At 69.4% G+C, this 24,078-nt stretch carries 20 protein-coding genes and 1 riboswitch; of the genes, 6 read left to right on the plus strand and 14 right to left on the minus strand.

The features are described from left to right. Positions 1-42: 42 nt before the first annotated feature. Positions 43-324 (plus strand): Lrp/AsnC family transcriptional regulator, encoded by a 282-nt coding sequence (locus ACFYRX_RS31750; protein WP_306982661.1) that lies wholly within the window; start codon positions 43-45, stop codon positions 322-324. Here the strand turns inward: ACFYRX_RS31750 and ACFYRX_RS31755 are convergent, their stop codons facing one another. The 7 genes from ACFYRX_RS31755 to ACFYRX_RS31785 form a co-directional block, all read right to left on the minus strand. Further along, positions 325-2,481 (minus strand): PQQ-binding-like beta-propeller repeat protein, encoded by a 2,157-nt coding sequence (locus ACFYRX_RS31755; RefSeq protein ID WP_389107085.1) that lies wholly within the window; start codon positions 2,479-2,481, stop codon positions 325-327. A gap of 68 nt (positions 2,482-2,549) precedes the next feature. Continuing rightward, entirely contained in the window at positions 2,550-3,911 is a 1,362-nt protein-coding gene (locus tag ACFYRX_RS31760; protein WP_389107087.1) for an aminotransferase class V-fold PLP-dependent enzyme, read from the minus strand. Between the two features lie 122 nt (positions 3,912-4,033). Further along, positions 4,034-4,150: riboswitch (SAM riboswitch) on the minus strand. 72 nt (positions 4,151-4,222) lie between these two features. Further along, a complete protein-coding gene (gene trpD / locus ACFYRX_RS31765; protein WP_389107089.1) occupies positions 4,223-5,287 on the minus strand; it encodes an anthranilate phosphoribosyltransferase in 1,065 nt (354 codons plus the stop codon). 119 nt (positions 5,288-5,406) lie between these two features. Then, positions 5,407-7,044 carry a cytochrome bc complex cytochrome b subunit gene (locus ACFYRX_RS31770; RefSeq protein WP_389107092.1) on the minus strand — a complete coding sequence of 546 codons (1,638 nt, stop codon included), beginning with the start codon at positions 7,042-7,044 and terminating at the stop codon, positions 5,407-5,409. Further along, positions 7,041-8,096, minus strand: coding sequence for a Rieske 2Fe-2S domain-containing protein (locus ACFYRX_RS31775; RefSeq protein WP_389107095.1), 1,056 nt, complete (start codon positions 8,094-8,096; stop codon positions 7,041-7,043). The genes ACFYRX_RS31770 and ACFYRX_RS31775 overlap by 4 nt, the downstream gene beginning before the upstream one ends. Continuing rightward, positions 8,093-8,902: a c-type cytochrome gene (locus tag ACFYRX_RS31780; protein ID WP_389107098.1), complete on the minus strand. Its 810-nt coding sequence runs from the start codon at positions 8,900-8,902 to the stop codon at positions 8,093-8,095. Before ACFYRX_RS31780 ends, ACFYRX_RS31775 begins: the two co-directional genes overlap by 4 nt. 61 nt (positions 8,903-8,963) lie before the next feature. Further along, positions 8,964-9,584 (minus strand): heme-copper oxidase subunit III, encoded by a 621-nt coding sequence (locus ACFYRX_RS31785; RefSeq protein ID WP_266565888.1) that lies wholly within the window; start codon positions 9,582-9,584, stop codon positions 8,964-8,966. 145 nt (positions 9,585-9,729) lie between these two features. On the opposite strand from ACFYRX_RS31785, the gene ACFYRX_RS31790 reads away from it, so the two are divergent. Beyond that, the gene (locus tag ACFYRX_RS31790) at positions 9,730-10,131 is read left to right on the plus strand and encodes a hypothetical protein (protein WP_389107101.1); all 402 of its coding nucleotides are present in this window, start codon (positions 9,730-9,732) and stop codon (positions 10,129-10,131) included. 93 nt (positions 10,132-10,224) lie between these two features. On the opposite strand, the gene ACFYRX_RS31795 is transcribed toward ACFYRX_RS31790, so the two are convergent. From ACFYRX_RS31795 to coxB, 4 genes are all read right to left on the minus strand, one after another. Further along, entirely contained in the window at positions 10,225-11,487 is a 1,263-nt protein-coding gene (locus ACFYRX_RS31795; RefSeq protein ID WP_389107104.1) for an Ig-like domain-containing protein, read from the minus strand. Between the two features lie 131 nt (positions 11,488-11,618). After that, positions 11,619-12,017 (minus strand): cytochrome c oxidase subunit 4, encoded by a 399-nt coding sequence (locus ACFYRX_RS31800; RefSeq protein ID WP_389107107.1) that lies wholly within the window; start codon positions 12,015-12,017, stop codon positions 11,619-11,621. Beyond that, complete coding sequence (ctaD, locus tag ACFYRX_RS31805; RefSeq protein ID WP_389107110.1) at positions 12,014-13,750, minus strand: cytochrome c oxidase subunit I; 1,737 nt, start codon at positions 13,748-13,750, stop codon at positions 12,014-12,016. The genes ACFYRX_RS31800 and ctaD overlap by 4 nt, the downstream gene beginning before the upstream one ends. Then, positions 13,747-14,739 (minus strand): cytochrome c oxidase subunit II, encoded by a 993-nt coding sequence (gene coxB / locus ACFYRX_RS31810; protein ID WP_389107112.1) that lies wholly within the window; start codon positions 14,737-14,739, stop codon positions 13,747-13,749. Before coxB ends, ctaD begins: the two co-directional genes overlap by 4 nt. A 269-nt stretch (positions 14,740-15,008) precedes the next feature. Here coxB and ACFYRX_RS31815 point away from each other — a divergent pair, with 269 nt between their 5' ends. Continuing rightward, positions 15,009-16,370 carry a cysteine desulfurase/sulfurtransferase TusA family protein gene (locus ACFYRX_RS31815; RefSeq protein ID WP_389107115.1) on the plus strand — a complete coding sequence of 454 codons (1,362 nt, stop codon included), beginning with the start codon at positions 15,009-15,011 and terminating at the stop codon, positions 16,368-16,370. Positions 16,371-16,436: 66 nt separating this feature from the next. On the opposite strand, the gene ACFYRX_RS31820 is transcribed toward ACFYRX_RS31815, so the two are convergent. Then, positions 16,437-17,411: a carbohydrate kinase family protein gene (locus ACFYRX_RS31820; RefSeq protein ID WP_389107118.1), complete on the minus strand. Its 975-nt coding sequence runs from the start codon at positions 17,409-17,411 to the stop codon at positions 16,437-16,439. Positions 17,412-17,562: 151 nt separating this feature from the next. On the opposite strand from ACFYRX_RS31820, the gene ACFYRX_RS31825 reads away from it, so the two are divergent. Then, complete coding sequence (locus tag ACFYRX_RS31825) at positions 17,563-17,772, plus strand: hypothetical protein (protein WP_389107121.1); 210 nt, start codon at positions 17,563-17,565, stop codon at positions 17,770-17,772. A gap of 176 nt (positions 17,773-17,948) precedes the next feature. Continuing rightward, positions 17,949-19,844, plus strand: a complete 1,896-nt coding sequence (locus ACFYRX_RS31830) for a hypothetical protein (RefSeq protein WP_389107124.1) — start codon at positions 17,949-17,951, stop codon at positions 19,842-19,844. Between the two features lie 73 nt (positions 19,845-19,917). On the opposite strand, the gene ACFYRX_RS31835 is transcribed toward ACFYRX_RS31830, so the two are convergent. Then, complete coding sequence (locus ACFYRX_RS31835; RefSeq protein ID WP_389107126.1) at positions 19,918-20,274, minus strand: iron-sulfur cluster assembly accessory protein; 357 nt, start codon at positions 20,272-20,274, stop codon at positions 19,918-19,920. A 299-nt stretch (positions 20,275-20,573) separates the two neighbouring features. On the opposite strand from ACFYRX_RS31835, the gene nadA reads away from it, so the two are divergent. After that, positions 20,574-21,758 (plus strand): quinolinate synthase NadA, encoded by a 1,185-nt coding sequence (gene nadA / locus ACFYRX_RS31840; protein ID WP_389107128.1) that lies wholly within the window; start codon positions 20,574-20,576, stop codon positions 21,756-21,758. A 21-nt stretch (positions 21,759-21,779) separates the two neighbouring features. On the opposite strand, the gene ACFYRX_RS31845 is transcribed toward nadA, so the two are convergent. After that, positions 21,780-24,041, minus strand: coding sequence for a protein kinase (locus ACFYRX_RS31845; RefSeq protein WP_389107130.1), 2,262 nt, complete (start codon positions 24,039-24,041; stop codon positions 21,780-21,782). Positions 24,042-24,078: the final 37 nt, after the last annotated feature.

Genomic DNA, 24,078 nt, shown 5'->3' on the forward strand with positions numbered 1-24,078 from the left:
GTGAGGGCCCTGCCACCAGCCCCCCGAGGGAGAGAACCAGCCGTGATCACCGCGATCGTCCTCATCAAGACCAGCGTGGACCGGATCCCCGAGATCGCGGAGCGGATCGCCGCACTGGACTCCGTGAGCGAGGTCTTCTCCGTCACGGGCACCTATGACCTGATCGCGATGGTCCGGGTGAAGCAGCACGAGGACCTCGCGGAGGTCATCCCCGGCAGCATCAGCAAGATCCCGGGCGTGGAGGGCACGGACACCCACGTGGCGTTCCGCACGTACTCCCAGCACGACCTGGAGGCCGCGTTCGCGATCGGCCTCGACGGCTGACTAGGAGTCGAGCGCGAGCACGGTGATGCCGTCGGCGGTCGCGACGTACACGCGGCCGCCCCGGACGACCGGGCTCTGGGTCCCGACGGACGCCCCGCCCTCGACGCGCCTGTGCCAGGTCTGCCTGCCCTTGCGGTCGATCCCGTAGAGCGTCGAGCCGCGGCGTACGTAGACGGTGTCGCCGGCGACCGTCGGGTTGCAGTACTGGCTGCCCTCGTCGGTGAACTGGAAGGACCACGCCGTCGATCCGTCGGCGGGGTCCAGGGCGACCAGTTCGTAGTCGGACGCGGTGACGCCCAGGCTGCCGAAGGGCACGCAGGTGAAGTAGCGGCTGCCGTACACCTTGTTGTTGTTCGAGTCCCACAGCAGCTTGCCCGTGCGGCTGAGGCCGTGCAGCATCTGCTCGCCGCCGGATCCGACCATCAGGGTGCCGCCGACCAGTGCGGGCCGCCCCGTGTCGAGTCCGGCCTTCGTGGCCCACAGTCGCTCACCGGTCTTCGCGTCCAGCGCCTGCACCTGGTCCCCGAACGTGCCGACGTACACCACCCCGTCCGCCACCATGGGCTCGCTGGTGGGCGCCGGGCCGGTCGGCGTGGACCAGCGCACGCTGCCGTCGGGGGCGTAGGCCCGCACCCCGCCCGCGTCCGAACCGTTGCCGTAGGACACCAGGATGAGTTGCCCGGCGGTGACCAGGTACTGGCTGTTCGCAGCGAACGCCCTGGTCCAGCGGACCTTGCCGCCCCTGCCGAGCGCGCACAACTTGGAGGCGCCCTCCTGGTCGTCCTCCAGCAGGCAGTACACGCCCTGGGTGGTGGCGAGCGGGGACATGGTCTCGGTGCCCAGCGCGGTGTGCCACACGGTCCGCCCGTCCAGGTCCAGCGCGTGCAGTGAGCGGTCCGCGCCGCCGACGTACACCCGCGTGCCGTCCGGCGAGAGCGCGGCGCAGGGGCCGCGCCGCCCGCCGAGCCCCTGGACCTTGTACTGCCAGCCCGTCGCGGGCGTGCCCTTCGAGATCCCCGCACCGGCCGCGCCCGCCCCGCCCTCGACGGAGTCCGACGAGTCCCGCAGCCACAGCCACCCGCCCACGCCACCGGCCGCCACGACCCCGGCACCGCCCGCCACGGCCCGCAGCAGCCGGCGCCGGGACGGCGGGACGGGCGTCGGCGAGACGTGGGTGACCGCGGGAACGTCCGTGACGGTCACGGGCGCCACGTACTCGACCCGGCTCTCCCGCTCCCCCGAGTCGTGCCCGGGAACCCAGCGCGCACCGCCCTGAGCGGCCTCGGGCTCCTTCACGGCACCGGGGGCGTACCACCACCCCGCCCGCAGTTCCTCGCGCAGGGATCCCGCGGTGTGCCCCGCGGCCGCGACCAGTTCCGTGGTCGTCGGCCGCGCGCCGGGATCGTCCCGCAGGCAGGACTCCACCAACTGCAGCTGTTCCTCCGGTACGGCGGACAGGTCGACGTCGCCGGTCAGGATCCGCAGCAGAACGACCGAGTCCTGCCCCTCGCCGAACGGTTCCTTCCCGCCGGACGCGTACGCGAGGACCGCGCCCAGGGAGAAGACGTCACTGGCCGGCACCACCTGGGCGCCGTTGCGGATCTGCTCGGGCGAGAGATAGCCGACCGAGCCGACGACCACGCCGGTCCGGGTCAGCGCGGTGCCCTCCAGGGCCCGCACGATCCCGAAGTCGATGACCCGCGGCCCGTCCGGCGAGAGCAGGATGTTGGAGGGCTTGAGGTCCCGGTGGACCAGCCCCTTGGCGTGGATCGCGGCGAGCGCCTCGGCGAGCGCGGCCGCCAGCAGCCGTACCGCGTCCGCGGGCAGCGGTCCCCGGTCGAGCACCGCGTCCCGCAGGTTGGGGCCCTGCACGAACTCGGTGGCCATCCACGGCCGCGCGGCCTCGGTGTCCGCGTCCACGACCCGCGCGGTGTACGTGCCCGCCCCGCCGACGGTCTGCGCGGCCCGCACCTCGTGCCGGAACCGGGCGCGGAAGGTGCGGTCCTCGGCGTGCTCGGCCCGTACGACCTTCACGGCCAGCCGCAGCCCGCCCCGCGCCTCGGCGAGATACACCTCGCCCATGCCGCCGGACCCGAGTCTGCCCAGGACCTCGTAGGGCCCGATGGTCCGCGGGTCCGTCTCGCGCAGCTCCTGCACCCCAGGCTCCCCCTGCATTCCGTACGGCTGCCGAGGGGGAGCGTATACGCGCGCCGGACGTCAGTACGTCAGACGGCCGGGACGCAGCGGCCGTCCTCGGTGCGGTACGTCCACTTCGCACCGTCCGCGACCAGTTCCTTCACGGCCTGCACGAACCGCTCCACGTGCTCGTCGGGCGTGCCCGCGCCGAAGCTCACCCGGATCGCGTTGAGGGACTTCTCGCCGGGCGCCGCCTCGGGGGCCCCGCACTCACCCTGGGCCTGCGGGTCGCTGCCGAGGAGGGTGCGCAGGAGGGGGTGGGCGCAGAAGAGGCCGTCGCGGACGCCGATGCCGTACTCGGCGGACAGGGCGGCGGCGAAGTGGGAGCTGTTCCAGCCCTCGACGACGAAGGAGATCACGCCGACGCGGGGGGCGTCGTCGCCGAAGAGGGACAGCACGCGGACCTCGGGGACCTCTTCCAGTCCTTCACGAACCTTGGAGATCAGGTACTGCTCGCGGGCCACCAGGCTGTCGAAGCCGGCCTCGGTGAGCGCCTTGCAGGCCGACGCGATGGAGTAGGCGCCGATGACGTTCGGGGACCCGGCCTCGTGGCGGGCGGCGCTCTCGTGCCACTCCACGTCCACTCCCCCGTCCTCGCGCCGGGTGACCTTGCGGCTGGCGCCGCCGCCCGCGAGGTAGGGGTCGGCGGCCTTCAACCAGTCGGCGCGGCCGGCGAGGACTCCGGAGCCGAAGGGGGCGTAGAGCTTGTGGCCGGAGAAGGCGATCCAGTCGACGTCGAGGTCACGGACGCTCACGGGGTGGTGCGGGGCGAGCTGGGCGGCGTCGAGGACGATCCGGGCGCCGTGCGCGTGGGCGGCGGCGGCCAGTTCGCGGACCGGCCACAGCTCGCCGGTGACGTTGGAGGCGCCGGTGACGCAGACCAGGGCCGGGCCTTGGGGGTCACGGGCGGCGAGGGCCTTCTGCAGGGTCTCGACGGCCTGTCGCGGGGTGCGCGGGGCGTCGAGGTAGCTGACGCGGGCGTCCTGCCAGGGCAGCAGGCTCGCGTGGTGCTCGGTCTCGAAGACGAAGACCTGGCAGTCAGCGGGCAGGGCGGCGGCGAGGAGGTTGAGCGAGTCGGTGGTCGACCGGGTGAAGACCAGCTGGTCGTCGTCGCGGCAGTCGAGGAACTCGGCGACGGTCTTACGGGCGTTCTCGAAGAGGTCGGTCGACAGCTGGGAGAGGTAGCCGGCACCGCGGTGGACGCTGCCGTAGTAGGGCGCGTAGGCCGCCACGTCGTCCCAGACGCGCTGGAGGGCCGGGGCGCTGGCCGCGTAGTCGAGCGCCGCGTAGGTGACCACGCCGCCCGTGACGAGCGGGACGGTGACATCCCGACCCAGAACGGGCAGCTGGGCACAAATGGTCTGGACGGAGGCAGCGGTGGAGACGGACATGGGGAACTCCCGTGACAAGAGAAAGGTGAGATGGGTGCGCGGAAGCGGGGCTCGCGGCCCTATCGCATTCGATTGCTCACGGAAGACTCCCTCGAACGACCAGGACCCCTGGTGTCGAGAGGGGCCCGCGCTTGCCGTAGACCTCACTGCCTACGGCCTGGTCTTCACCCGGGGCACCCCGCCACGGACGGAGGGTTGCCGGACAGTCGGCCGGGGCCTCATGACTGTCACTCATGACCTGGTACAGAAACGTACGGGAACTGATCGCGGTCCCGCAACCCGTGTCCGGACTACGGGACCGCGACGCCCTGCTACGCGTTGCTCGCGGCCACCCAACGCTCCAGCGTCCGCTTGGCCGCACCCGAGTCGATCGACTCCGCGGCCCTGTCCATCCCGGCCCGCAACTGCTCGGCCAGCGTCCCGGTACCGGGATCCAGAGCCACCAGCGCGGCCGCCGAGTTCAGGAGTACGGCGTCCCGCACGGGCCCCGTCTCGCCGTCCAGCAGCCGCAGCGCCACGTCGGCGTTGTAGGAGGGGTCCGCGCCCCGCAGCGCCTCCACCGGGACCAGTTCGAGGCCGACGTCCCGCGGGTCGAAGCTCTCCTCGGTGACCTTGCCGTCGCGCACGATCCACACCCGGGACGTGGACGTGGTGGTCAGCTCGTCGAAGCCGTCGTCGCCGCGGAAGACGAGGGAGGAGTTGCCACGCTCGGCCAGGACACCGGCGATGAGCGGTGCCAGACGGGGGTCGGCGACTCCCACGGCCTGAGCCTTCACCCTGGCCGGGTTGGTCAGCGGACCCAGCGCGTTGAAGGTGGTCCGGATCCCCAACTGCCCGCGTGCGGCGGCCACATGACGCAACGCCGGATGGAACTTGATCGCGAAGCAGAAAGTGATCCCGGCCTCTTCCGCCACCTCGGCCACCCGCTTCGGCGTCAGCTCCAGATTGACGCCGAGCTTCTCCAGGACGTCCGAGGCGCCGGACGCCGAGGAGGCGGCCCGGTTGCCGTGCTTGACGACCTTCGCGCCGGTGCCGGCGATGACGATCGACGACATCGTGGAGATGTTCACCGTCTTCGCGCCGTCGCCGCCGGTGCCGACGATGTCGACCGTCCGGCCCGGCACCTCGATGACGTTCGCGTGCTCGTACATCGTCCGGACCAGCCCGGTGATCTCCTCGACGGTCTCGCCCTTGGCGCGCAGCGCCACGGCGAACCCGGCGATCTGCGCGTCCGTCGCCTCGCCACGCATGATCAGGTCCATCGCCCAGGCGGTGTCGTCGGCGGACAGATCACGGCCGTCCAGCAGGCCGTTGAGGAGGGCGGGCCAGGAACGGCCCGCCGCGGTGTCGCCTCCAGCGGGGGTCACAGCGCTCATGGGGCCGCTCCAGATGTCGTGGGGAAGTCTGCCCCCACCCTATCCAGCCCGGTGCACGGCGAAGGGCCCCGTCCGGTGTTCGGACGGGGCCCTTCTGCCTCGTGTGGCGAGGGCAGCGATCAGTGGTGGCCGTGGCCGCTCGTGATCTCCTTGTACTCCTCGACGGTCGGCTTGGCGATCTGGGCTTCCTCGCCGTAGTACGCCTCGCTCAGCTTGGCGCGCAGCTTCTCGGAACCCTTCACCTTGCGCTCGACGCCGTTCTCGTCGACCGTGGCGCCGATCGCGGCCGGCTCGTACTGCTCGTGCGCCGTGAGCGTGTGCAGCTGCTCCTGGCTGAGCGGCTCGTGGACCTCGACGAACTCACCGTGCGGCAGGCGCTTGATGATGCCGGACTCGCGGCCGTGCAGCACCTTGTCCTTGTCGCGGCGCTGGAGGCCGAGGCAGATCCGCTTGGTGGCGATGAACGCGAGGACCGGGGCGACGAAGAACGCGACCCGGACGAACCAGGTGATGGCGTTGATCGACAGGTGGAAGTGGGTGGCCCAGAGGTCGTTTCCACCACCGATCAGCAGCACCAGGTACCAGGTGATCCACGCGACACCGAAGGCCGTACGCGTCGGGGCGTTGCGCGGGCGGTCCAGGATGTGGTGCTCGCGCTTGTCGCCGGTGACCCAGGACTCGATGAACGGGTAGACCGCGATCGCGACCAGGACCAGCGGGAAGATGACCAGCGGGATGAACACGCCCAGGACCAGCGTGTGACCCCAGAAGTTGATCTCCCAGCCCGGCATGACACGGATCAGGCCCTCGGAGAAGCCCATGTACCAGTCCGGCTGGGCGCCCGTGGACACCTGGTCGGGACGGTAGGGGCCCATCGCCCAGATCGGGTTGATGGAGGCGATCGCCGCGATGGCCGCGATGACACCGAAGACCAGGAAGAAGAAGCCTCCGGCCTTGGCCATGTAGACCGGCAGCAGCGGCATGCCGACCACGTTGTTGTTGGTCTTGCCGGGGCCCGCGAACTGCGTGTGCTTGTGGTAGAAGACCAGGATCAGGTGCGCCACCATCAGGCCGAGCATGATGCCCGGCAGCAGCAGGACGTGGATCGAGTAGAAGCGGGCCACGAAGTCGCCGCCCGGGAACTCGCCGCCGAACAGGAAGAACGACAGGTACGTGCCGACGATCGGCACGGACAGGACCGCGCCCTCCATGAAGCGGACACCGGTGCCGGAGAGCAGGTCGTCCGGGAGCGAGTAACCGGTGAAGCCGGTGAACATGCCGAGGACGAACAGCAGGAAGCCGAACAGCCAGTTGACCTCACGCGGCTTGCGGAACGCGCCCGTGAAGAACACCCGCATCATGTGCACGAACATGCCGGCGAGGAAGATCAGCGCCGCCCAGTGGTGGATCTGCCGGATCAGCAGACCACCGCGCACATCGAAGGAGATGTGCATGGTCGAGTTGAACGCCTCGGACATCAGCTGTCCCTGCAGCGGGACGTAGCTGCCGTGGTACTCCACCTCGTTCATCGACGGGTGGAAGAACAGCGTCAGGTACACACCCGTGAGGATGATGATGATGAAGCTGTACATGCAGATCTCGCCCAGCATGAACGACCAGTGGTCGGGGAAGATCTTGCGCATGTTGGACTTGGCGAGGGAGTAGATCCCGAGCCGTCCGTCGGCCCAGTCGGCGACGCGCTCGCCGGCCGGGGCCTTCTCGCGCGAGCGCGAGTCGGTGGAGGTCGTAGTGCTCATCCGCGCTCCCAGAATGCAGGGCCGACGGGCTCTTCGAAGTCGCCGAGCGCTTGAAGGTAGCCCTCCTCGTTCACGCCGATCCGCAGCTGCGGCAGGGCGTGACCGGCGGGGCCGAAGATCACCCGGGCGCCGTCGGAGAGGTCGAAGGTGGACTGGTGGCAGGGGCAGAGCACGTGGTGCGTCTGCTGCTCGTACAGGGAGATCGGGCAACCGACGTGGGTGCAGATCTTCGAGTACGCGACGATTCCCTCGTGCGACCACTCGAGCTCGCGCTTGTCCTTGATGTTGTCCGGCTGGATGCGGACGATCATCAGGGCGGCCTTGGCGATCTCGGTCTGGAAGTCCTCGTCGTGCTCCTCCAGGCCCTCGGGCCTGGCGAAGGTCAGCGAGCCGACCGCGATGTCGGAGGCACGCAGCGGCTGGTCGGTGTTCACGTTGACCAGCAGCTTGCCCTTGGACCACAGGGTGTGGCGGAGCTTGGTGCCGGGCAGCGGGCCGAGGTCGCGCAGCAGCATGACGCCGGAGAGCGGGAACAGGGCCAGCGCGCCGAACATCGTGTTGCGGATCAGCTTGCGACGGCCGAGCGCCGACTCCTTGGCGCCCTGCTTGAAGTCCGCGTGGACCTTCGCGCGGACCTCGGGCGACGCCTCGATCGGGTGACGCTCGTCGGCGATCTCCTCGTCGGACATCAGGGTGCGGGCCCAGTGGACCGCCCCCGCGCCGATCGAGAACAGGGCGAGACCGAGGGTCAGGCCCAGCGCGAAGTTCAGCGCGTTGATGTGCCCGATCGGGAAGACGAAGATCGCCTTGTCGTGGGGGATGCCCACGTAGGAGGCGATGAACCCGACCGTGGCGAGCATCGAGACCGTGAAGAGCATGGCCACCGTGCGCTCGGACCGCTTGGCGGCCAGCTCGTCGATGTCCTGCACCCGGTGCTCGTGGGGCGGCAGCCCTGGGTCCGCGAACGGGTTCTTGTCGTCCGCGACGCCTACCGCGCCGTGCGCGTCCTGCTCAGCGGGCAGGTTCTCTTCTGGAATGTCTTGGCTACTCATGACTTCTTGGCCTTTGCGGTCCGAGCGGCGACCCAGATGGCGACCGCGATCAGCGCGCCGAGGCCGAAGATCCAGCCGAACAGGCCTTCGGAGACCGGGCCGAGACCGCCCAGCTCAAGACCGCCGGGGCTCACGGTGTCGTCGCCGTTGACCGCGTTCAGGTACGCGATGATGTCCTTCTTGTTCTGCTCCGACAGCGTGGTGTCGGGGAACGACGGCATGTTCTGCGGGCCGGTCTGCATGGCCTCGTAGATGTGCTTCGGGTCGACGCCGTCAAGGCTCGGCGCGAACTTGCCGTGCGTCAGCGCTCCACCCTTGCCGGTGAAGTTGTGGCACTGCGTGCAGTTGTCACGGAACAGCTCGCCACCCTTGGCGATGTCGGCGCCGTCGGGGCCGTACTGCGCCGCGGTCGGGATCGTCGGACCCGCGCCCAGCGAGGAGATGTACGCGGCCAGCTGGTCGATCTCGGCCTGCGAGTAGATGACCTTCTTGCGCGGAACCTGCGCGCCCGGCTGCTGGGCCGGCATACGGCCGGTGCCGACCTGGAAGTCGACGGCCGCGGCGCCCACGCCCACGAGGCTGGGACCGTCGGAACTGCCCTGACCGCCGGCGCCGTGGCAGCTGGCGCAGCCTACGGCGAAGAGCTTCTTGCCCTCGTCAATGGCGAGGGACTGGGCGGTTTCATCTGCCTGCGCCTTGCTCGCGGGTGCGAACACGGCGTACAGCCCCCCGGTGCATGCCAGCGCGAGGAGTAGGACGACGAGCGCGGCCAGCGGGTGGCGTCGTCGTGCGGAGAGCTTTTTCACGGATTACCCCGGTGTCAGGATCTTCTGCGTCGATGCTTGCGATGTCGGGAGCGGGCCCGGGCTACTTGATCATGTAGATCGTGGCGAAGAGGCCGATCCAGACGACGTCGACGAAGTGCCAGTAGTAGGACACGACGATGGCCGCGGTCGCCTGTTCGTGGGTGAACCTCTTGGCCGCGTAGGTACGCCCGAGGACGAACAGGAACGCGATGAGGCCTCCCGTCACGTGCATGCCATGGAAGCCGGTGGTCAGGTAGAACACCGAGCCGTACGGATCGGAGGAGAGCGAGAGCCCGTCCTTCTTCACCAGCTCCGTGTACTCGAAGATCTGACCGCCGATGAAGATCGCGCCCATGATGAAGGTGATGATGAACCAGCCCCGGAGCTTCTTCACGTCACCGCGCTCAGCGGCGAAGACGCCGAGCTGGCAGGTGAGGGAGGAGAGCACCAGGATCGTGGTGTTCGTCGCCGAGAACGGGAAGTTCAGGCTGGACGCCATTTCCTTCCAGTGGTCGGGACCCGTCACCGATCGCAGGGTGAAGTACATCGCGAAGAGGGCCGCGAAGAACATCAGCTCGGAACTCAGCCAGATGATGGTTCCGACGCTGGTGAGGTTCGGCCGGTTGACCGACGGGTGCGCGTGCCCGGTTTCTACTGTCGTTGCTGTCGCCACGACCGACATTATGTCGGTCGCTTATCCCGCCCTCACCCCGGGGGGTGCCGTTCGGAGTGTCTCCCTGCTCCGGACCGGTGTTGACGTGGTGTTCAAGGGAGTAGCATCCGGCCCAACGGGCCTGTCCTTACGACGCTGACGTCACGGAGGAACAATGCAGCCGACCGCCACGGTGCTGGTCTACAGCGACGATTCCAACACCCGCGAGCAGGTACGGCTCGCCGCCGGCCGACGACCGGCTCCCGACGTCCCGTTGGTCGAGTTCCTGGAGTGCGCCACGCCTGCGGCGGTGCTGAAGGAGCTGGACAGGGGCGGGATCGACGTCTGCGTCCTTGACGGCGAGGCCGTGCCGATGGGTGGCATGGGGGTCTGTCGGCAGATCAAGGACGAGGTGTTCGACTGCCCGCCGGTGCTGTTGCTGATCGGGCGGCCGCAGGATGCGTGGCTGGCGACGTGGAGTCGGGCGGAGGCCGCGGTGACGCATCCGGTGGATCCGGTGGAGTTCGCCTCCGCGCTCGCCTCATTGTTGCGGGATCGCAAGGCGTTGAGCGCCTAGGAGCACGGGTTCCGCGGTGTGCGGGCGGCTGCGGGTCCGTTGTGGCTGGTCGCGCAGTTCCCCGCGCCCCTGAGGAGTCCACCGAGCCCCTGTCTAGACGCTCTCCGGCCTCAATCGTGCCGTCTGGTCCGGGCTGGGGGCGTCCGGGGTGCCGGCGGCCAGGGCGCTGCCGTCGCGCCACTTCTTCCAGGCGAGGTTCCAGTCGCCGAAGCCGTTGCCGAAGGTCTCCATGGTGTCGCCGTTCGAGTTGACGACCTTCACCACGTCGCCCTCGTGGACGGTGTCGAAGAACCACTCGGCGTTCGAGGTGCTCATGCCGGTGCAGCCGTGGCTGACGTTCTCGTAGCCCTGGGAGCCGGTGGACCAGGGGGCGGCGTGCACGTACTCGCCGCTCCAGGTGACGCGGGTGGCGTAGTAGACCGGCAGGTCGTACGAGTCCGAGGAACCCTCGGCGATGCCGATACTGGTTCCGCGCATACGTACGAAGTACTCCTTGCCCAGTACGACCTTGACGCCGTTGCGGGTCTCGAAGCCGGGCTTGCCGGTGGTGACCGGGAGTTCGTTGATGACCTCGCCGTTCTTGTAGACCTTCATCGAGTGTGACGAGGCGTCCGTCACGGCGATGATGCGGTCGCCGGTGGTCAGCTTGAGGGGCTTGGCCGTTCCGCCCCAGAGCCGGTCGCCGATCTTGACGCCCTCCAGGTCGCTGCGGACCTGGATCGTGGCGTGGCTGGGCCAGTACTCCTTGGGCCGGTAGTGCAGTTCCTTGTCGTTCACCCAGTACCAGGCGCCCGGCACGGCGGGTGTGGAGTCGACCCTGAGGGCGCGCTCGATGACAGCCCGCTGCGCCTTGTCCTTGACGGCCTGGTCCAGTTCGGCGGTGATGGGCTGGCCCACTCCGTACGTGCCCGACTTGGGACCGAAGGTGACCTTCAGGCGCTTCTTGCCGACGGGCTTGCTGGTGTCGACGTCGAGGACCTTGCGGCCGGGCGCCCCGTCGTCGTCCTCGGTGCTCACCCGGACCGTGTAGTGGGCGTTCGCGGCCAGCGGGGAGGTGCTGTGCCATCGGGTGCCGTCGGCGGAGAGTTCGCCCGCCACGTGGCGGCCAGTGGCGTCCGTGGCGGTGACGTCGGTGATGCGCCCGTCGTCGTCCTCGGCGGTGACCTCCAGGGGCTTGTCCGGGTCGGCCTTCTTCCCGTGGCCCGTGGGCGCGTTGAAGGCGATCTGGTCCGCCGCGTCGTACGGCGTGGCCGCCAGCGGGTTCCCGTCGGACCCGCAGGCGGAGGCGCTCGCGCCGAGGGCGATCACCAGCAGGGTGCAGCCGACGACGGTGCGGGTACGCGGTGCGTGGTTCATGACTTCACGCTAGGAAGCCCCGTCAAGAACGGCACGCCGGGTGACTCGTACGAGGGACGCGGATTGCGGCAAACGCAGGAGCCCGGACGCTCCTGACGGAGTGTCCGGGCTCCTGATGAGCTCCGCTCGTGCTACTGCGTGCGGTTCTCACCGCGGTAGTACTCGAAGACCCAGCCGTACAGGCCGACCAGGATCACCGGCACCGAGAAGTACAGCAGCCACCAGCCGATCGCGACCGACAGGAAGGCGAGGGCACCGCCGAAGCCGAGCGCGAGCGGCTGCCAGCTGTGCGGGCTGAAGAACCCGACCTCGCCGGCGTCGTCCGCGACGTCGGCCTCCTTGTTGTCCTGCGCGCCGGCGTCCACCCGCTTGGCCGTGAAGCCCAGGTAGAAGCCGATCATGATGGACAGCCCGAAGGCCAGGAAGAGCGCCGTGGTACCGGCCGGCTCCTTCGACCACACGCCATAGACGATCGCCATGACGAGGATGAAGAAGCTCAGCCAGACGAACATCCGTCCTTGGATCTTCACTTGCCGGCCTCCTTGCCACCGGAGAGGGCCTTCTCACCGTGACCCGCGTTCTCGAGCTGGTCGAGAGCGGCGATCTCCGGGTGGTGAAGGTCGAACGCCGGGGACTCGCTGCGGATCCGCGGCAGGGTGAGGAAGTTGTGGCGCGGCGGCGGGCAGGAGGTCGCCCACTCGAGCGAGCGGCCGTAGCCCCACGGGTCGTCGACGCCGACCGGCTTGCCGTACTTCGCCGTCTTCCACACGTTGTAGAGGAACGGCAGGATCGACAGGCCGAGCACGAACGAGCTGATCGTCGAGATCGTGTTCAGGGCGGTGAAGCCGTCGGCCGCCAGGTAGTCGGCGTAACGACGCGGCATGCCCTCGGCGCCCAGCCAGTGCTGGACCAGGAAGGTGCCGTGGAAGCCGATGAACAGCGTCCAGAACGTGATCTTGCCGAGGCGCTCGTCGAGCATCTTGCCGGTGAACTTCGGCCACCAGAAGTGGAAGCCGGAGAACATCGCGAAGACGACGGTGCCGAAGACGACGTAGTGGAAGTGCGCCACCACGAAGTACGAGTCCGAGACGTGGAAGTCCAGCGGGGGCGAGGCCAGGATGACACCGGTCAGACCACCGAAGGTGAAGGTGATCAGGAAGCCGGTGGCCCAGAGCATCGGGGTCTCGAAACTCAGTGACCCCTTCCACATCGTTCCGATCCAGTTGAAGAACTTCACGCCCGTCGGTACGGCGATGAGGAACGTCATGAAGGAGAAGAACGGCAGCAGCACACCGCCGGTGACGTACATGTGGTGCGCCCACACCGTCACGGACAGACCCGCGATCGCGATGGTCGCCGCGATCAGACCCATGTAGCCGAACATCGGCTTGCGGGAGAAGACCGGGATGACCTCGGAGATGATGCCGAAGAACGGCAGGGCGATGATGTACACCTCTGGATGGCCGAAGAACCAGAAGAGGTGTTGCCACAGCAACGCTCCGCCGTTCGCGGCATCGAAGACGTGTGCCCCGAATTTCCGATCCGCCTCCAGCGCGAAGAGCGCGGCGGCGAGCACGGGGAAGGCGAGCAGGACCAGCACCGCGGTCAGCAGCACGTTCCACACGAAGATCGGCATGCGGAACATGGTCATGCCGGGCGCGCGCATGCAGATGATCGTGGTGATGAAGTTGACCGCACCGAGGATCGTGCCGAACCCGGAGAAGGCCAGCCCCATGATCCACAGGTCGGCGCCGATGCCCGGGGAGCGGACGGCGTCGGAGAGCGGGGAGTAGGCGAACCAGCCGAAGTCGGCCGCACCCGAGGGGGTGAGGAAGCCGCCGACCGCGATCGTCGAGCCGAACAGGTAGAGCCAGTAGGCGAACATGTTCAGCCGCGGGAACGCCACGTCGGGCGCGCCGATCTGCAGCGGCATGATCCAGTTGGTGAAACCGGCGAACAGCGGCGTCGCGAACATCAGCAGCATGATCGTGCCGTGCATCGTGAACGCCTGGTTGAACTGCTCGTTCGACATGATCTGCAGACCCGGCCGGGCCAGCTCGGCGCGCATGAAGAGCGCCATCACGCCGCCGATGAGGAAGAACGCGAACGACGTGGCCAGGTACATCGTGCCGATCGTCTTGTGGTCAGTGGTGGTGAGCCACTTGATGACCACGCTGCCGCGGTTCTGGCGCCGGACCGGCAGTTCGTCCGCGTAGTGGGACCCTGCTTCGGCGGCACCCTGAGGTTCGTTGAGGATGCTCACAGGTTCGTCGTCTCCCGGTCCTTCTCGTGGGCGGTCTGCTCGATGCCCGCGGGAACGTAACCGGTCTGCCCCTTCTTCGCGAGGTCCTTGAGGTGCTGCTCGTAGCGCTCGGGGGAGACGACCTTCACGTTGAACAGCATCCGGGAGTGGTCGACGCCGCAGAGCTCGGCGCACTTGCCCATGAAGGTGCCCTCCTTGTTGGGAGTCACCTCGAAGGAGTTGGTGTGGCCCGGGATGACGTCCATCTTCATCAGGAACGGCACCACCCAGAAGGAGTGGATGACGTCACGCGAGGTGAGGACGAAGCGGACCGTCTTGCCCTTGGGGAGCCAGAGGGTCGGGCCGGGGTTGCCGGTCTGCGGGTTCTTCGTCGCGGGCGTCCCGAAGTCGTAGACGCCGCCGGCGTTCGCCGGGAAGGCGTCCTTGAACCGGGTCGGAATCGCGTCCAGGTTCTTGTCGGTCTTCGCGTCGCCCGTGGAGCCCGCGACGGGCTCGATGTAGTTGAAGGCCCAGCTCCATTGGTACCCGACGACGTTGACGGTGACGTCGGGGTTCTTCTTGAGGCTGAGGATCTTCGACTCGTCACGGGCCGTGAAGTAGAACAGGACCGAGACGATGACGAGCGGAACCACCGTGTACAGCGCCTCGATGGGCATGTTGTACCGGGTCTGCGGAGGAACTTCGACCTTGGTGCGGCTGCGCCGGTGGTAGATCGTGCTCCACAGGATCAGGCCCCACACCAGCACGCCGGTGGCCAGCGCGGCTGCCCAGGAACCCTGCCAGAGGGAGAGGATCCGCGGAGCCTCTTCGGTGGTGGGGGTGGGCATACCAAGGCGGGGGAAGTCCTTGTATGTGCAACCGGTGGCGGTCGCCAGGACCAGGCCCGCGGTCATTGCCTGCAGCAGCTTCCGCCGCATCGGGCGCCGCGACGTGGGGGAACCACCCGCGCCCTTCAGGCAGCGGGGGAGGTCGGAGCCGTTGGGACTCACGTAGCGCCTTCCCGAGAGTCTCGCCCGCGCGTGTTGGCTGCGGCCTGCCTGCTTCGGTGGTCGGTCGCCGCCCTGCGTCGGGCAGGGGTTTGGATGTTTATGCGGACCAAACCCTAGCCGACGCCCTCCGGGGGGTCGCGAGGAGGGGTGCCTACTGGGTGGGGGGTTCGCTGGATTGGCGGGTGCGGGTGCGTTGTGGCTGGTCGCGCCCCGCGGCGGAGCCGCCAATCGACACAGCCCCGCGCCCCTGGGGAGGTTAGCTTTGCCGTGTGTCATATTTCGACGCCGCTTCCGGTGCTCCCCTTCACCCCATTGCCCGTCAGGCGCTGTTGGCCTCTCTGGATGAAGGGTGGGCCGATCCGTCCCGGCTCTATCGGGAAGGGCGGCGGGCCCGGTTGCTGCTGGATGCTGCTCGGGAAGCCGCTGCCGACGCCGTGGGATGCCGACCTGACGAGCTGACGTTCACCTCTTCTGGCACTCGCGCCGTTCACACCGGTGTCGCGGGGGCACTCGCCGGTCGTCGTCGCATCGGACGTCACCTGATCGTGTCAGCTGTCGAACACTCCTCGGTGCTCCATTCGGCGGAGCCGTTCGAGGTGACCGAGGTTCCGGTGGGCCGTACGGGAGCCGTGAGTCCGCAGGCGTACGTCGACGCTCTGCGCCCTGACACCGCGCTGGCGTGTCTCCAGTCGGCCAACCACGAAGTGGGAACCGTGCAGCCGGTGGCCGAGGTGGCCGCCGTGTGCCGGGAGGCCGGGGTGCCGTTGCTGGTGGACGCGGCGCAGTCGCTCGGGTGGGGGCCGGTCGAGGGCGCGTGGTCCCTGTTGGCGGCCAGTGCGCACAAGTGGGGTGGGCCGTCGGGGGTCGGTCTGCTCGCCGTGCGGAAGGGCGTCCGGTTCTCGGCGCAAGGGCCCTTGGACGAGCGGGAGTCGGGGCGTGCGCCCGGGTTCGAGAACCTGCCCGCGATCGTCGCGGCGGCGGCCTCCCTGCGGGCGGTGCGGGCCGAGGCGGCGCAAGAGGCCGTACGGCTGCGGGAGCTGACGGCACGGATCCGGGCACGGGTGCCGCAGCTGGTCGCCGATGTGGACGTGGTCGGGGATCCGGAACACCGGCTGCCCGGGATCGTCACCTTCTCCTGTCTCTATGTCGACGGGGAGACACTGCTGCACGAGCTGGACCGGGAGGGATTCTCCGTTTCCTCCGGATCGTCCTGCACCAGCAGCACGCTGACGCCGAGCCATGTGCTGAAGGCGATGGGGGTGCTGAGTGAGGGAAATGTGCGGGTTTCGCTGCCGACGGGAGCGACTTCCGAGGATGTCGACCGTTTCCTGGAGGTGCTGCCGGGGGCGGTGGCGAGGGTGCGGGCCAAGCTGGGCGCGCCGACACCCTCGACCGCCACGCACGAGGGCTCACTGGTCGTGGACGCCCTGGGCAAGCGCTGCCCGATCCCGGTCATCGAACTGGCGAAGGTCATCGGAGACGTGCCGGTGGGCGGGACCGTCCGCGTCCTCTCGGACGACGAGGCGGCCCGCCTGGACATCCCGGCGTGGTGCGAGATGCGGGAGCAGGAGTACGTAGGAGAGGAGCAGGCCGACGGAGGAACGGCGTATGTAGTACGCCGGACCAGCTGAACGCTCCTTTTTTTGGGGGCGCGGGGAACTGCGCGACCAGCCCCCACGCGCCCGCAGACGGCAAACTCAGCCCAGGTGCCCCTGAACCTCCTCGGCCGCCGAATCCCCGTACGCCTTGGTGAACCGCTCCATGAAGTTCTCCCGCCGCAGCCGGTACTCCTGCGTCCCCACCGTCTCGATGACGAGGGTCGCGAGCATGCACCCGACCTGCGCCGCGCGCTCCAGCGAGACGCCCCAGGAGAGTCCCGACAGGAACCCCGCGCGGAACGCGTCGCCGACGCCCGTGGGGTCCGCCTTGCGCTCCTCCTCCGCGCAGCCGACGACGATCGGCTCCTCGCCGGTCTTCTCGATCCGCACGCCCTGCGCGCCCAGCGTGGTGACCCGGTGCCCGACCTTCGCCAGGATCTCCGCGTCGGACCAGCCGGTCTTGGACTCGATGAGTCCCTTCTCGTACTCGTTCGAGAAGAGGTACGTGGCGCCGTCCAGCAGGATCCGGATCTCGTCGCCGTTCATACGGGCGATCTGCTGGGAGAAGTCCGCGGCGAACGGGATGCCGCGCGAACGGCACTCCTCGGTGTGCCGGAGCATCGCCTCGGGGTCGTCGGCGCCGATGAGGACGAGGTCGAGGCCCTCCACCCGGTCGGCGACGGTCTTGAGCTCGATCTGGCGGGCCTCGCTCATCGCGCCCGTGTAGAAGGAGCCGATCTGGTTGTGGTCGGCGTCGGTGGTGCACACGAAGCGGGCGGTGTGCAGCGTCTCGGAGATCCGGACGGACGCGGTGTCGACGCCGTGCCGGTCGAGCCAGGCGCGGTACTCGTCGAAGTCGAAGCCCGCGGCTCCGACGAGGATCGGGTTCGTGCCGAGCTGTCCCATACCGAAGGCGATGTTCGCCCCGACGCCGCCCCTGCGTACGTCGAGGTTGTCGACCAGGAAGGAGAGCGAGACCGTGTGCAGCTGGTCCGCGACGAACTGGTCGGCGAAACGGCCGGGGAAGGTCATGAGGTGGTCGGTGGCGATGGAGCCGGTGACTGCGATGCGCACGGCGTGGACTCTCCTGAGGGAGGGTGAATTGACGTTTAACGCTACCGGGTCCGTATAGGGGACTGCGAGGCGGTCGACGGCCGGTCAAGCGGGAAAAACTACCCGATAGTAGATCTTTCTTCGCGGGCTCCGGCGTGCATACGGTGCCGCTATGACGAACCTCGAGCTGTACGCCTCCGCCCCGGCCGACCTGGACGGGGACCTCGCCTCGCTGCGTGGCGACTGTGCCCGGATGGCTCCCCACTGGGCGGTTCCCGACCGAGTCGTTTCTCTTCCGGTTTCTCCGTCACTCATTCACGGCGTGACGGTTCCCGAGGGCTCCGCCCGGCTGCTGGAGTCCATGTCGGAGTACGGCGACTGAAGCACGACGCGCGAGTCGGCGCGTAGATCGGCGCGTAGAAGGGAACCGCGCGCTCCCCCGCTGCGTCCCATCGGCGTCCCCCGGAAAGGGGATGCGGGATACGACCCTTTTGCCGCCCTTTTTGACAGGGTCGGGTCAGGGTCGAGGGACAGTTGCGCAGCAGAAGGAGCGATGCGGTGAACACCGAGCGACCCGACAACGACGACACCGGCGCCTCCGCCGAGGCCTCCGGCGGCGGGGACGGGAGCGCTGCGGAAGCTCTTGGCGCGGGCGCCGAGGAAGAGCGGGGCGCCGAGGTTTCCGGTGCGGAAGGGACGAGCGCGGAGGGCCCCGGCGACGAGGAGCCCGGCCGCGCCGAGACTCCTCCCGCGGAGGAAGTCGGCGCCGCGGAGACGGAGAGCCCTGCCGAGGCCGACCAGGATGGGGACGGTGCCGCGGAAGCCTCCGGTGGTTCCGGGGACTCGGCGACGGACGACGAGGGAATCGCCGACGCCGACACGGACGACTCCCCGCCCTCCGGCGCCTCCGGGACCACGGCCGCCGCTGCCGCCGCCGACTCCGACGAGCTCCTGGTCCCCGACTCCGAGGTCCGCCGGGACGAGGGGGCCGACGATCTCCGGTCCGCCCGACGGCGGTCACCCCTCGCCGTCGCCGCTGTCGCCGCTGCCGTACTGCTGGTCGGAGGCGGTGGGGCGTATCTCGCCGCCGACACCTCCGGAGGTTCCGGCAAGGACACCACGTCCGGTGCGTCCGGCGACGACACTCCCCCGCCTCTCGCACTCGACGGCTACAGCGCGGGCGGCGGGACCGGCAACGGCATCGCGCCCGGGGAGCCGAACCCGTACGGCGTGACGTACCGCGTCGACGGCAGCCTCCCGAAGGGACCCGCTTCGGCGCCCGTCTACCGGGCCGGGGGGCAGATCGGCAAGGACGACGTGTCCCGGCTCGCCGAGGCGCTCGGGGTCGACGGGACGCCGGCGGTGCGGGGGCAGGTCTGGCGGGTCGGGGTCACGGACGGTTCGGGGCCGGTTCTCACGGTGAACCGGCAGGCGCCGGGCGCGTGGACCTTCCAGCGCTACTCCCCCGTCATCGACAACTGCAAGAGCACCACCGTGTGCGGGGCGCAGCCCGACACCGCCGCCGGCGATCCGGTGAGCGAGGCGGCCGCGGAGAAGGCCGCCGCGCCGGTGCTGAAGGCGGTGGGTCAGGCCGACGCGAAGCTCGACGCGAGCCAGGTCATGGGTGCCCAGCGGGTCGTGAACGCCGATCCGGTGGTGGGCGGCCTGCCCACGTACGGCTGGTCGACCGGCGTCACCGTGAACGCGCAGGGTGAAGTGGTCGGCGGCACCGGTCAGTTGGCGGCGCCCGCGAAGAGCGACACGTATCCCGTGCTGAGTGCGGAGAAGACGCTCGGCCTGCTGAACAAGGTGCCCTCCGCCGACCCCCGCATGGGCATCGGCGGCTGCGCCAGTCCCGTACCGCTGAAGGACCGGCTGGAGGCGCCCTGCGGGGAGTCGACGGCGAGCCCCGCCGCGGGCAGCTCGCTCACCGTCGAGAAGGCGGTGTTCGGACTGGCCTCGCAGCTCGTGGACGGCCGGCAGGCGCTCGTGCCCTCCTGGCTGTTCGAGGTGCGGGCAGCGGGCGCGCAGGACGCGTTCACGGTGACGTATCCGGCGGTCGACCCGACGTACATCGCCTCCCCGGCCACCGTGACGCCGTCCGCGCCCGCCACTCCCACGGCGCCCTCCGGCGAGCCGACCTCCGCACCGAAGACGCGGGACGTCAAGGTGGACGGCTACACGGCCGACGGCGACCAGCTGACCGTGAACTTCACGGGCGGGGTGTGCGGGGACTACGCGGCGTCGGCGAGCGAGAGCTCGGGCAAGGTGACGGTCACCGTGACCGAGACGCCGTGGCAGGGCAAGGTCTGCATCATGATCGCCAAGGAGATCCAGAAGACCGTGATCCTGGACGAGCCGCTGGGCGACCGTGAGGTCGTGGGCTCGGACGGCAAGGCGATCCCGCTGCAGAAGGCAGGCGCACGGCTGCCGGAGACCTCCGGGGCCCGGTAGTCATGGAAGACGCACGAAGGCGGCGGCCCCCTGTGAGAGGGGGCCGCCGCCTTCTTTGCCGGTCTGTGCCGGCTTAGCTGAACGAGTCGCCGCAGGCGCAGGAGCCGGTCGCGTTCGGGTTGTCGATCGTGAAGCCCTGCTTCTCGATGGTGTCCACGAAGTCGACGGACGCGCCGCCCAGGTACGGGGCGCTCATGCGGTCGGTGACGACCTTGACGCCGTCGAAGTCCTTGACGACGTCGCCGTCGAGCGAACGCTCGTCGAAGAAGAGCTGGTAACGCAGGCCGGAGCAGCCGCCGGGCTGAACGGCGACGCGCAGGGCCAGGTCGTCACGGCCTTCCTGGTCGAGCAGGGCCTTGACCTTCGCCGCGGCGGCGTCGGACAGGATGATGCCGTCGGTGACGGTGCCGGTCTCGTCCGATACGGACATCTACATCTCTCCCGGGTTGTACGGAGACTGCTTGCCGACTGGTGCAACCGGCAAGGCCGCGGATTCATTCCGGGCCGGACGCCGGTTTTTCCGGCGCCCTCTTCATGCTCGCACATGCGTTGGCGGTCGGAAAATGTCCGATCGGCTTCCGATCAGCTCCCGAACGGCTCGCGAACGGCTGGCGATCGACTCCCGATGGGGATTCACGTCACATCGACGTTATGACGATCGTCAAAGTGACGTGAACCGGGTTATGATAGATAACGTCAGTTCGACGAAAAGTAGAAAGGGTGCGTGTCGTGACCACCGCCCAGACCACGGAGCTCGACGTACAGCCGACTCCGCTCGCCCTGTTGCTGCTCGGCCGTGAGGCCGACCCGAGGAGCGAGCGGGGCGTCGAATGTCCCGGCGACCTGCCCTCGCCGTCCGACCCCGACCTGGTCGAGCGCGCCCGCGCGGCCAAGGAGAAGCTCGGCGACAAGGTGTTCGTCCTCGGCCACCACTACCAGCGTGACGAGGTCATCCAGTTCGCCGACGTCACGGGCGACTCCTTCAAGCTGGCCAGGGACGCGGCCGCGCGCCCCGAGGCCGAGTACATCGTGTTCTGCGGTGTGCACTTCATGGCCGAGTCCGCGGACATCCTGACCGGCGACGACCAGAAGGTCGTCCTCCCGGACCTCGCCGCCGGCTGCTCCATGGCCGACATGGCGACGGCCGAGCAGGTCGCCGAGTGCTGGGACGTCCTCACCGAGGCCGGCATAGCCGAGCAGGTCGTGCCGGTGTCGTACATGAACTCCTCGGCGGACATCAAGGCGTTCACGGGCAAGCACGGGGGGCTCATCTGCACCTCGTCGAACGCCGAGCGCGCCCTGAACTGGGCCTTCGAGCAGGGTGAGAAGGTCCTCTTCCTGCCCGACCAGCACCTCGGCCGCAACACCGCGGTGCGGGACCTGGGCCTGTCCCTGGAGGACTGTGTCGTCTACAACCCGCACCGGCCCAACGGCGGTCTGACCGCCGAGCAGCTGCGGGACGCGAAGGTGATCCTGTGGCGCGGGCACTGCTCGGTGCACGGCCGTTTCTCGCTGGAGTCCGTGGAGGACGTACGCGCCCGGATCCCCGGGGTGAACGTCCTCGTGCACCCCGAGTGCACGCACGAGGTCGTCGCCGCCGCGGACTACGTCGGCTCGACCGAGTACATCATCAAGGCCCTGGAGGCGGCCCCGGCCGGCTCGAAGTGGGCCATCGGCACGGAACTGAATCTCGTACGACGGCTCGCGAACCGTTTCGCGCCGGAGGGCAAGGAGATCGTCTTCCTCGACAAGACCGTCTGCTTCTGCTCGACCATGAACCGCATCGACCTGCCCCACCTGGTCTGGACCCTGGAGTCGCTGGCCGAGGGCAAGCTCGTCAACCGGATCGAGGTCGACAAGGAGACGGAGGCGTTCGCGAAGCTGGCGCTGGAGCGGATGCTGGCCCTGCCGTAGCCCGGCCGCCGCGGCCCGCGCTCACCCCGACGTCCCGGGGTGAGCGGGGTCGAGGCCGAAAGCGGTGCCGTCCGGGGTGCTCACGATCAGCGCGCCTTCGTACGGCAGCACCTCGGACTTGATCGTGTAGCTGTTCGCCAGGCGCTCGGCGTGCGTGCCCGTCTCCCACAACAGCGTGCCCGCGCGCGCGTCGAGGGCCGCGACCCGGCCGCTCGGGCTGGCCAGGTACAGGGTGCGGGTGCGGGCGTCGTACGTCGGTCTGCCCGAGCCCTCGACGCTGGTGCGGGTCTGCCACAGCTCTCTGCCGGTCAGCGGGGACACGGCGGTCACCTGGCCGTTGGCCTGGGTGATCCACAGGGTGCCCGCGGCCAGCGTCACCGAGCCCTTGTAGGTCCTCGTCAGCTTCGTCGTGGTGCCGGCGCCGGTCTTGGGGTCGGCCAGCCAGATCTCGCCGAACAACAGGTCCTCGGGGCGCGCCGGGCCGGTGCCGTTCCCGACGACGAGGGCCAGACGGCCGTCGACCTCGCCGAGCATGCCGGTCTTGTACGGGGTCTCCAGACGCCGGACCACCGATCCGTCGGTCCGGTTCAGTTCCAGGAGCGTGGCGGGCCCGGACTCGTCCGACGGGAAGCAGTGTGCGTACAGGACGGAGCCGACCGTCGGGAACTGGCAGTACGCGCCGGTGGGCAGCCGTATGGTCCAGCGGTCGGCGCCGGTGCGCGGGGCGCGGGCGGTCACCTCCGTGCCGCTGGTGTCGGTGGTCAGGACGAGGTCACCGGACAGGGCCAGGTCGACGCTTGTGTCGTTCACGGTGCGGGCCCAGAGCTGCTTCCCGCTCCTGGTGTCGAGGGCGACGACGCTGACCGAGCCGCTCGTGGCGCCGTCCGCGTAGGTCGAGTGCCGGACGAGCACCGCGTCGTCCCGCACGCCGAGGATCGTGAAGTCGTTCAGCGTCAAGCCGGCGGACGCGAAGGAGGCGCGCCAGACGGTGTCCCCGGTACGGCCGTCCAGACGCACCGGGAGGACGCTGCTGCCCCCGCAATAGACCGCCCCCTCGTACCTCGCGCAGGCGACGTCGGGCGACTCTGAGCTCTCGTTGTCCAGCGGTCCGACCTCGCCGCGCGGCGCCGACTTGTACACCGTCGTCTGCCAGGGCTGCCAGCCGGAGGGCACGGCCGCCCAGCGGGAGCTCGCGGACGGGGCGGGGGCCGGCGCCTGAGGGCTGGGCTCGAACCCCGGTCCGAAGCGGATGTACCCCAGCAGACCCAGGGCCAGCGCGCCGGCGGTGGCCGCGGCGACCAGCAGCGGGCGACGGAGACGACGGCGCCCGTCACGCACCCGCACGGGCCGGCCCGGTCGTCGCCGCTGTGTGCTCCGGGTGGGCGCCTGGGGATCGGCCCCGGCTTCCGTCTCCCCCGCGGCCCGCAGGACATCCCCGCCCGGCGCCGTGGTGTCCGGTTCACCGGAGTCGGCTTCGGGCAGGACGGCCACGAACTCCTTGGCGAGTTCGTCGAGTTCGGGCCGCCCGGCGGGCTCCTTGGTCAGACAGCGTTCCAGGATCGCGCGCAGTGGCTCTGCCACGCCGTCGAGGACGGGTGACTCGTGGACGACCCGGAAGGCGGTCAGATAGGGGCTGTCGGCGTCGAACGGCCCGCGCCCGGTGGCGGAGAACACCAGCAGGGCGCCGAGCGAGAAGACGTCGGAGGCGGGGCCGACCGTGCGGGCGTCGGTGAACTGTTCCGGGGACATGAAGGGCGGGGTGCCGATCATCTGCCCGGTCTCGGTGAGGGTGTTGTGGCCCTCGGCGGCGCGGGAGATGCCGAAGTCGATGACCCGGGGACCGTCCTCGGCCAGCATCACGTTGGCGGGCTTGAGGTCCCGGTGCACGACCCCGGCCCGGTGGATGTCCCGCAGCGCCTCCACCAACCCGAGGGCCAGCTGCCGCAGTTCGCCGTCCCTCAGCGCGCCCCGCTCGCGTATCCGGTCGGCGAGGGAGCGGCCGGGTACGTACTGGGTGGCCATCCAGGGCCGTGCCGCCTCGGGGTCGGCGTCCACGACCGGGGCGGTGAAGGCGCCGCTCACCTTGCGGACGGCCTCGATCTCCTGGCGGAAACGGGCGCGGAAGACCCTGTCCGCGGCGTGCTGGGCGTGCACGACCTTCACGGCGACCTCGCGCCCGGATCGCGCCCGGCCGCGGTAGACGATGCCCATGCCGCCGGCGCCGAGCCGGTCGACCAGTTTGTATCCGCCGACCGATCTCGGGTCGTCCTTGTGCAGCGGCACGCCCGAATCCCCTTCCGCGTACGGTCGTTCGAGGGCA

It is taken from the genome of Streptomyces sp. NPDC005374 (genome assembly GCF_042872225.1).
Taxonomy (GTDB): domain Bacteria; phylum Actinomycetota; class Actinomycetes; order Streptomycetales; family Streptomycetaceae; genus Streptomyces.

Bases quoted from the DNA above. Each gene is read 5' to 3' on its own strand.
- ACFYRX_RS31760 (WP_389107087.1), bottom strand. From the start codon at position 3,911: ATGTCCGTCTCCACCGCTGCCTCCGTCCAGACCATTTGTGCCCAGCTG.
- trpD (WP_389107089.1), bottom strand. From the start codon at position 5,287: ATGAGCGCTGTGACCCCCGCTGGAGGCGACACCGCGGCGGGCCGTTCC.
- ACFYRX_RS31770 (WP_389107092.1), bottom strand. From the start codon at position 7,044: ATGAGCACTACGACCTCCACCGACTCGCGCTCGCGCGAGAAGGCCCCG.
- ACFYRX_RS31775 (WP_389107095.1), bottom strand. From the start codon at position 8,096: ATGAGTAGCCAAGACATTCCAGAAGAGAACCTGCCCGCTGAGCAGGAC.
- ACFYRX_RS31785 (WP_266565888.1), bottom strand. From the start codon at position 9,584: ATGTCGGTCGTGGCGACAGCAACGACAGTAGAAACCGGGCACGCGCAC.
- ACFYRX_RS31790 (WP_389107101.1), top strand. From the start codon at position 9,730: ATGCAGCCGACCGCCACGGTGCTGGTCTACAGCGACGATTCCAACACC.
- ACFYRX_RS31795 (WP_389107104.1), bottom strand. From the start codon at position 11,487: ATGAACCACGCACCGCGTACCCGCACCGTCGTCGGCTGCACCCTGCTG.
- ACFYRX_RS31825 (WP_389107121.1), top strand. From the start codon at position 17,563: ATGACGAACCTCGAGCTGTACGCCTCCGCCCCGGCCGACCTGGACGGG.
- ACFYRX_RS31835 (WP_389107126.1), bottom strand. From the start codon at position 20,274: ATGTCCGTATCGGACGAGACCGGCACCGTCACCGACGGCATCATCCTG.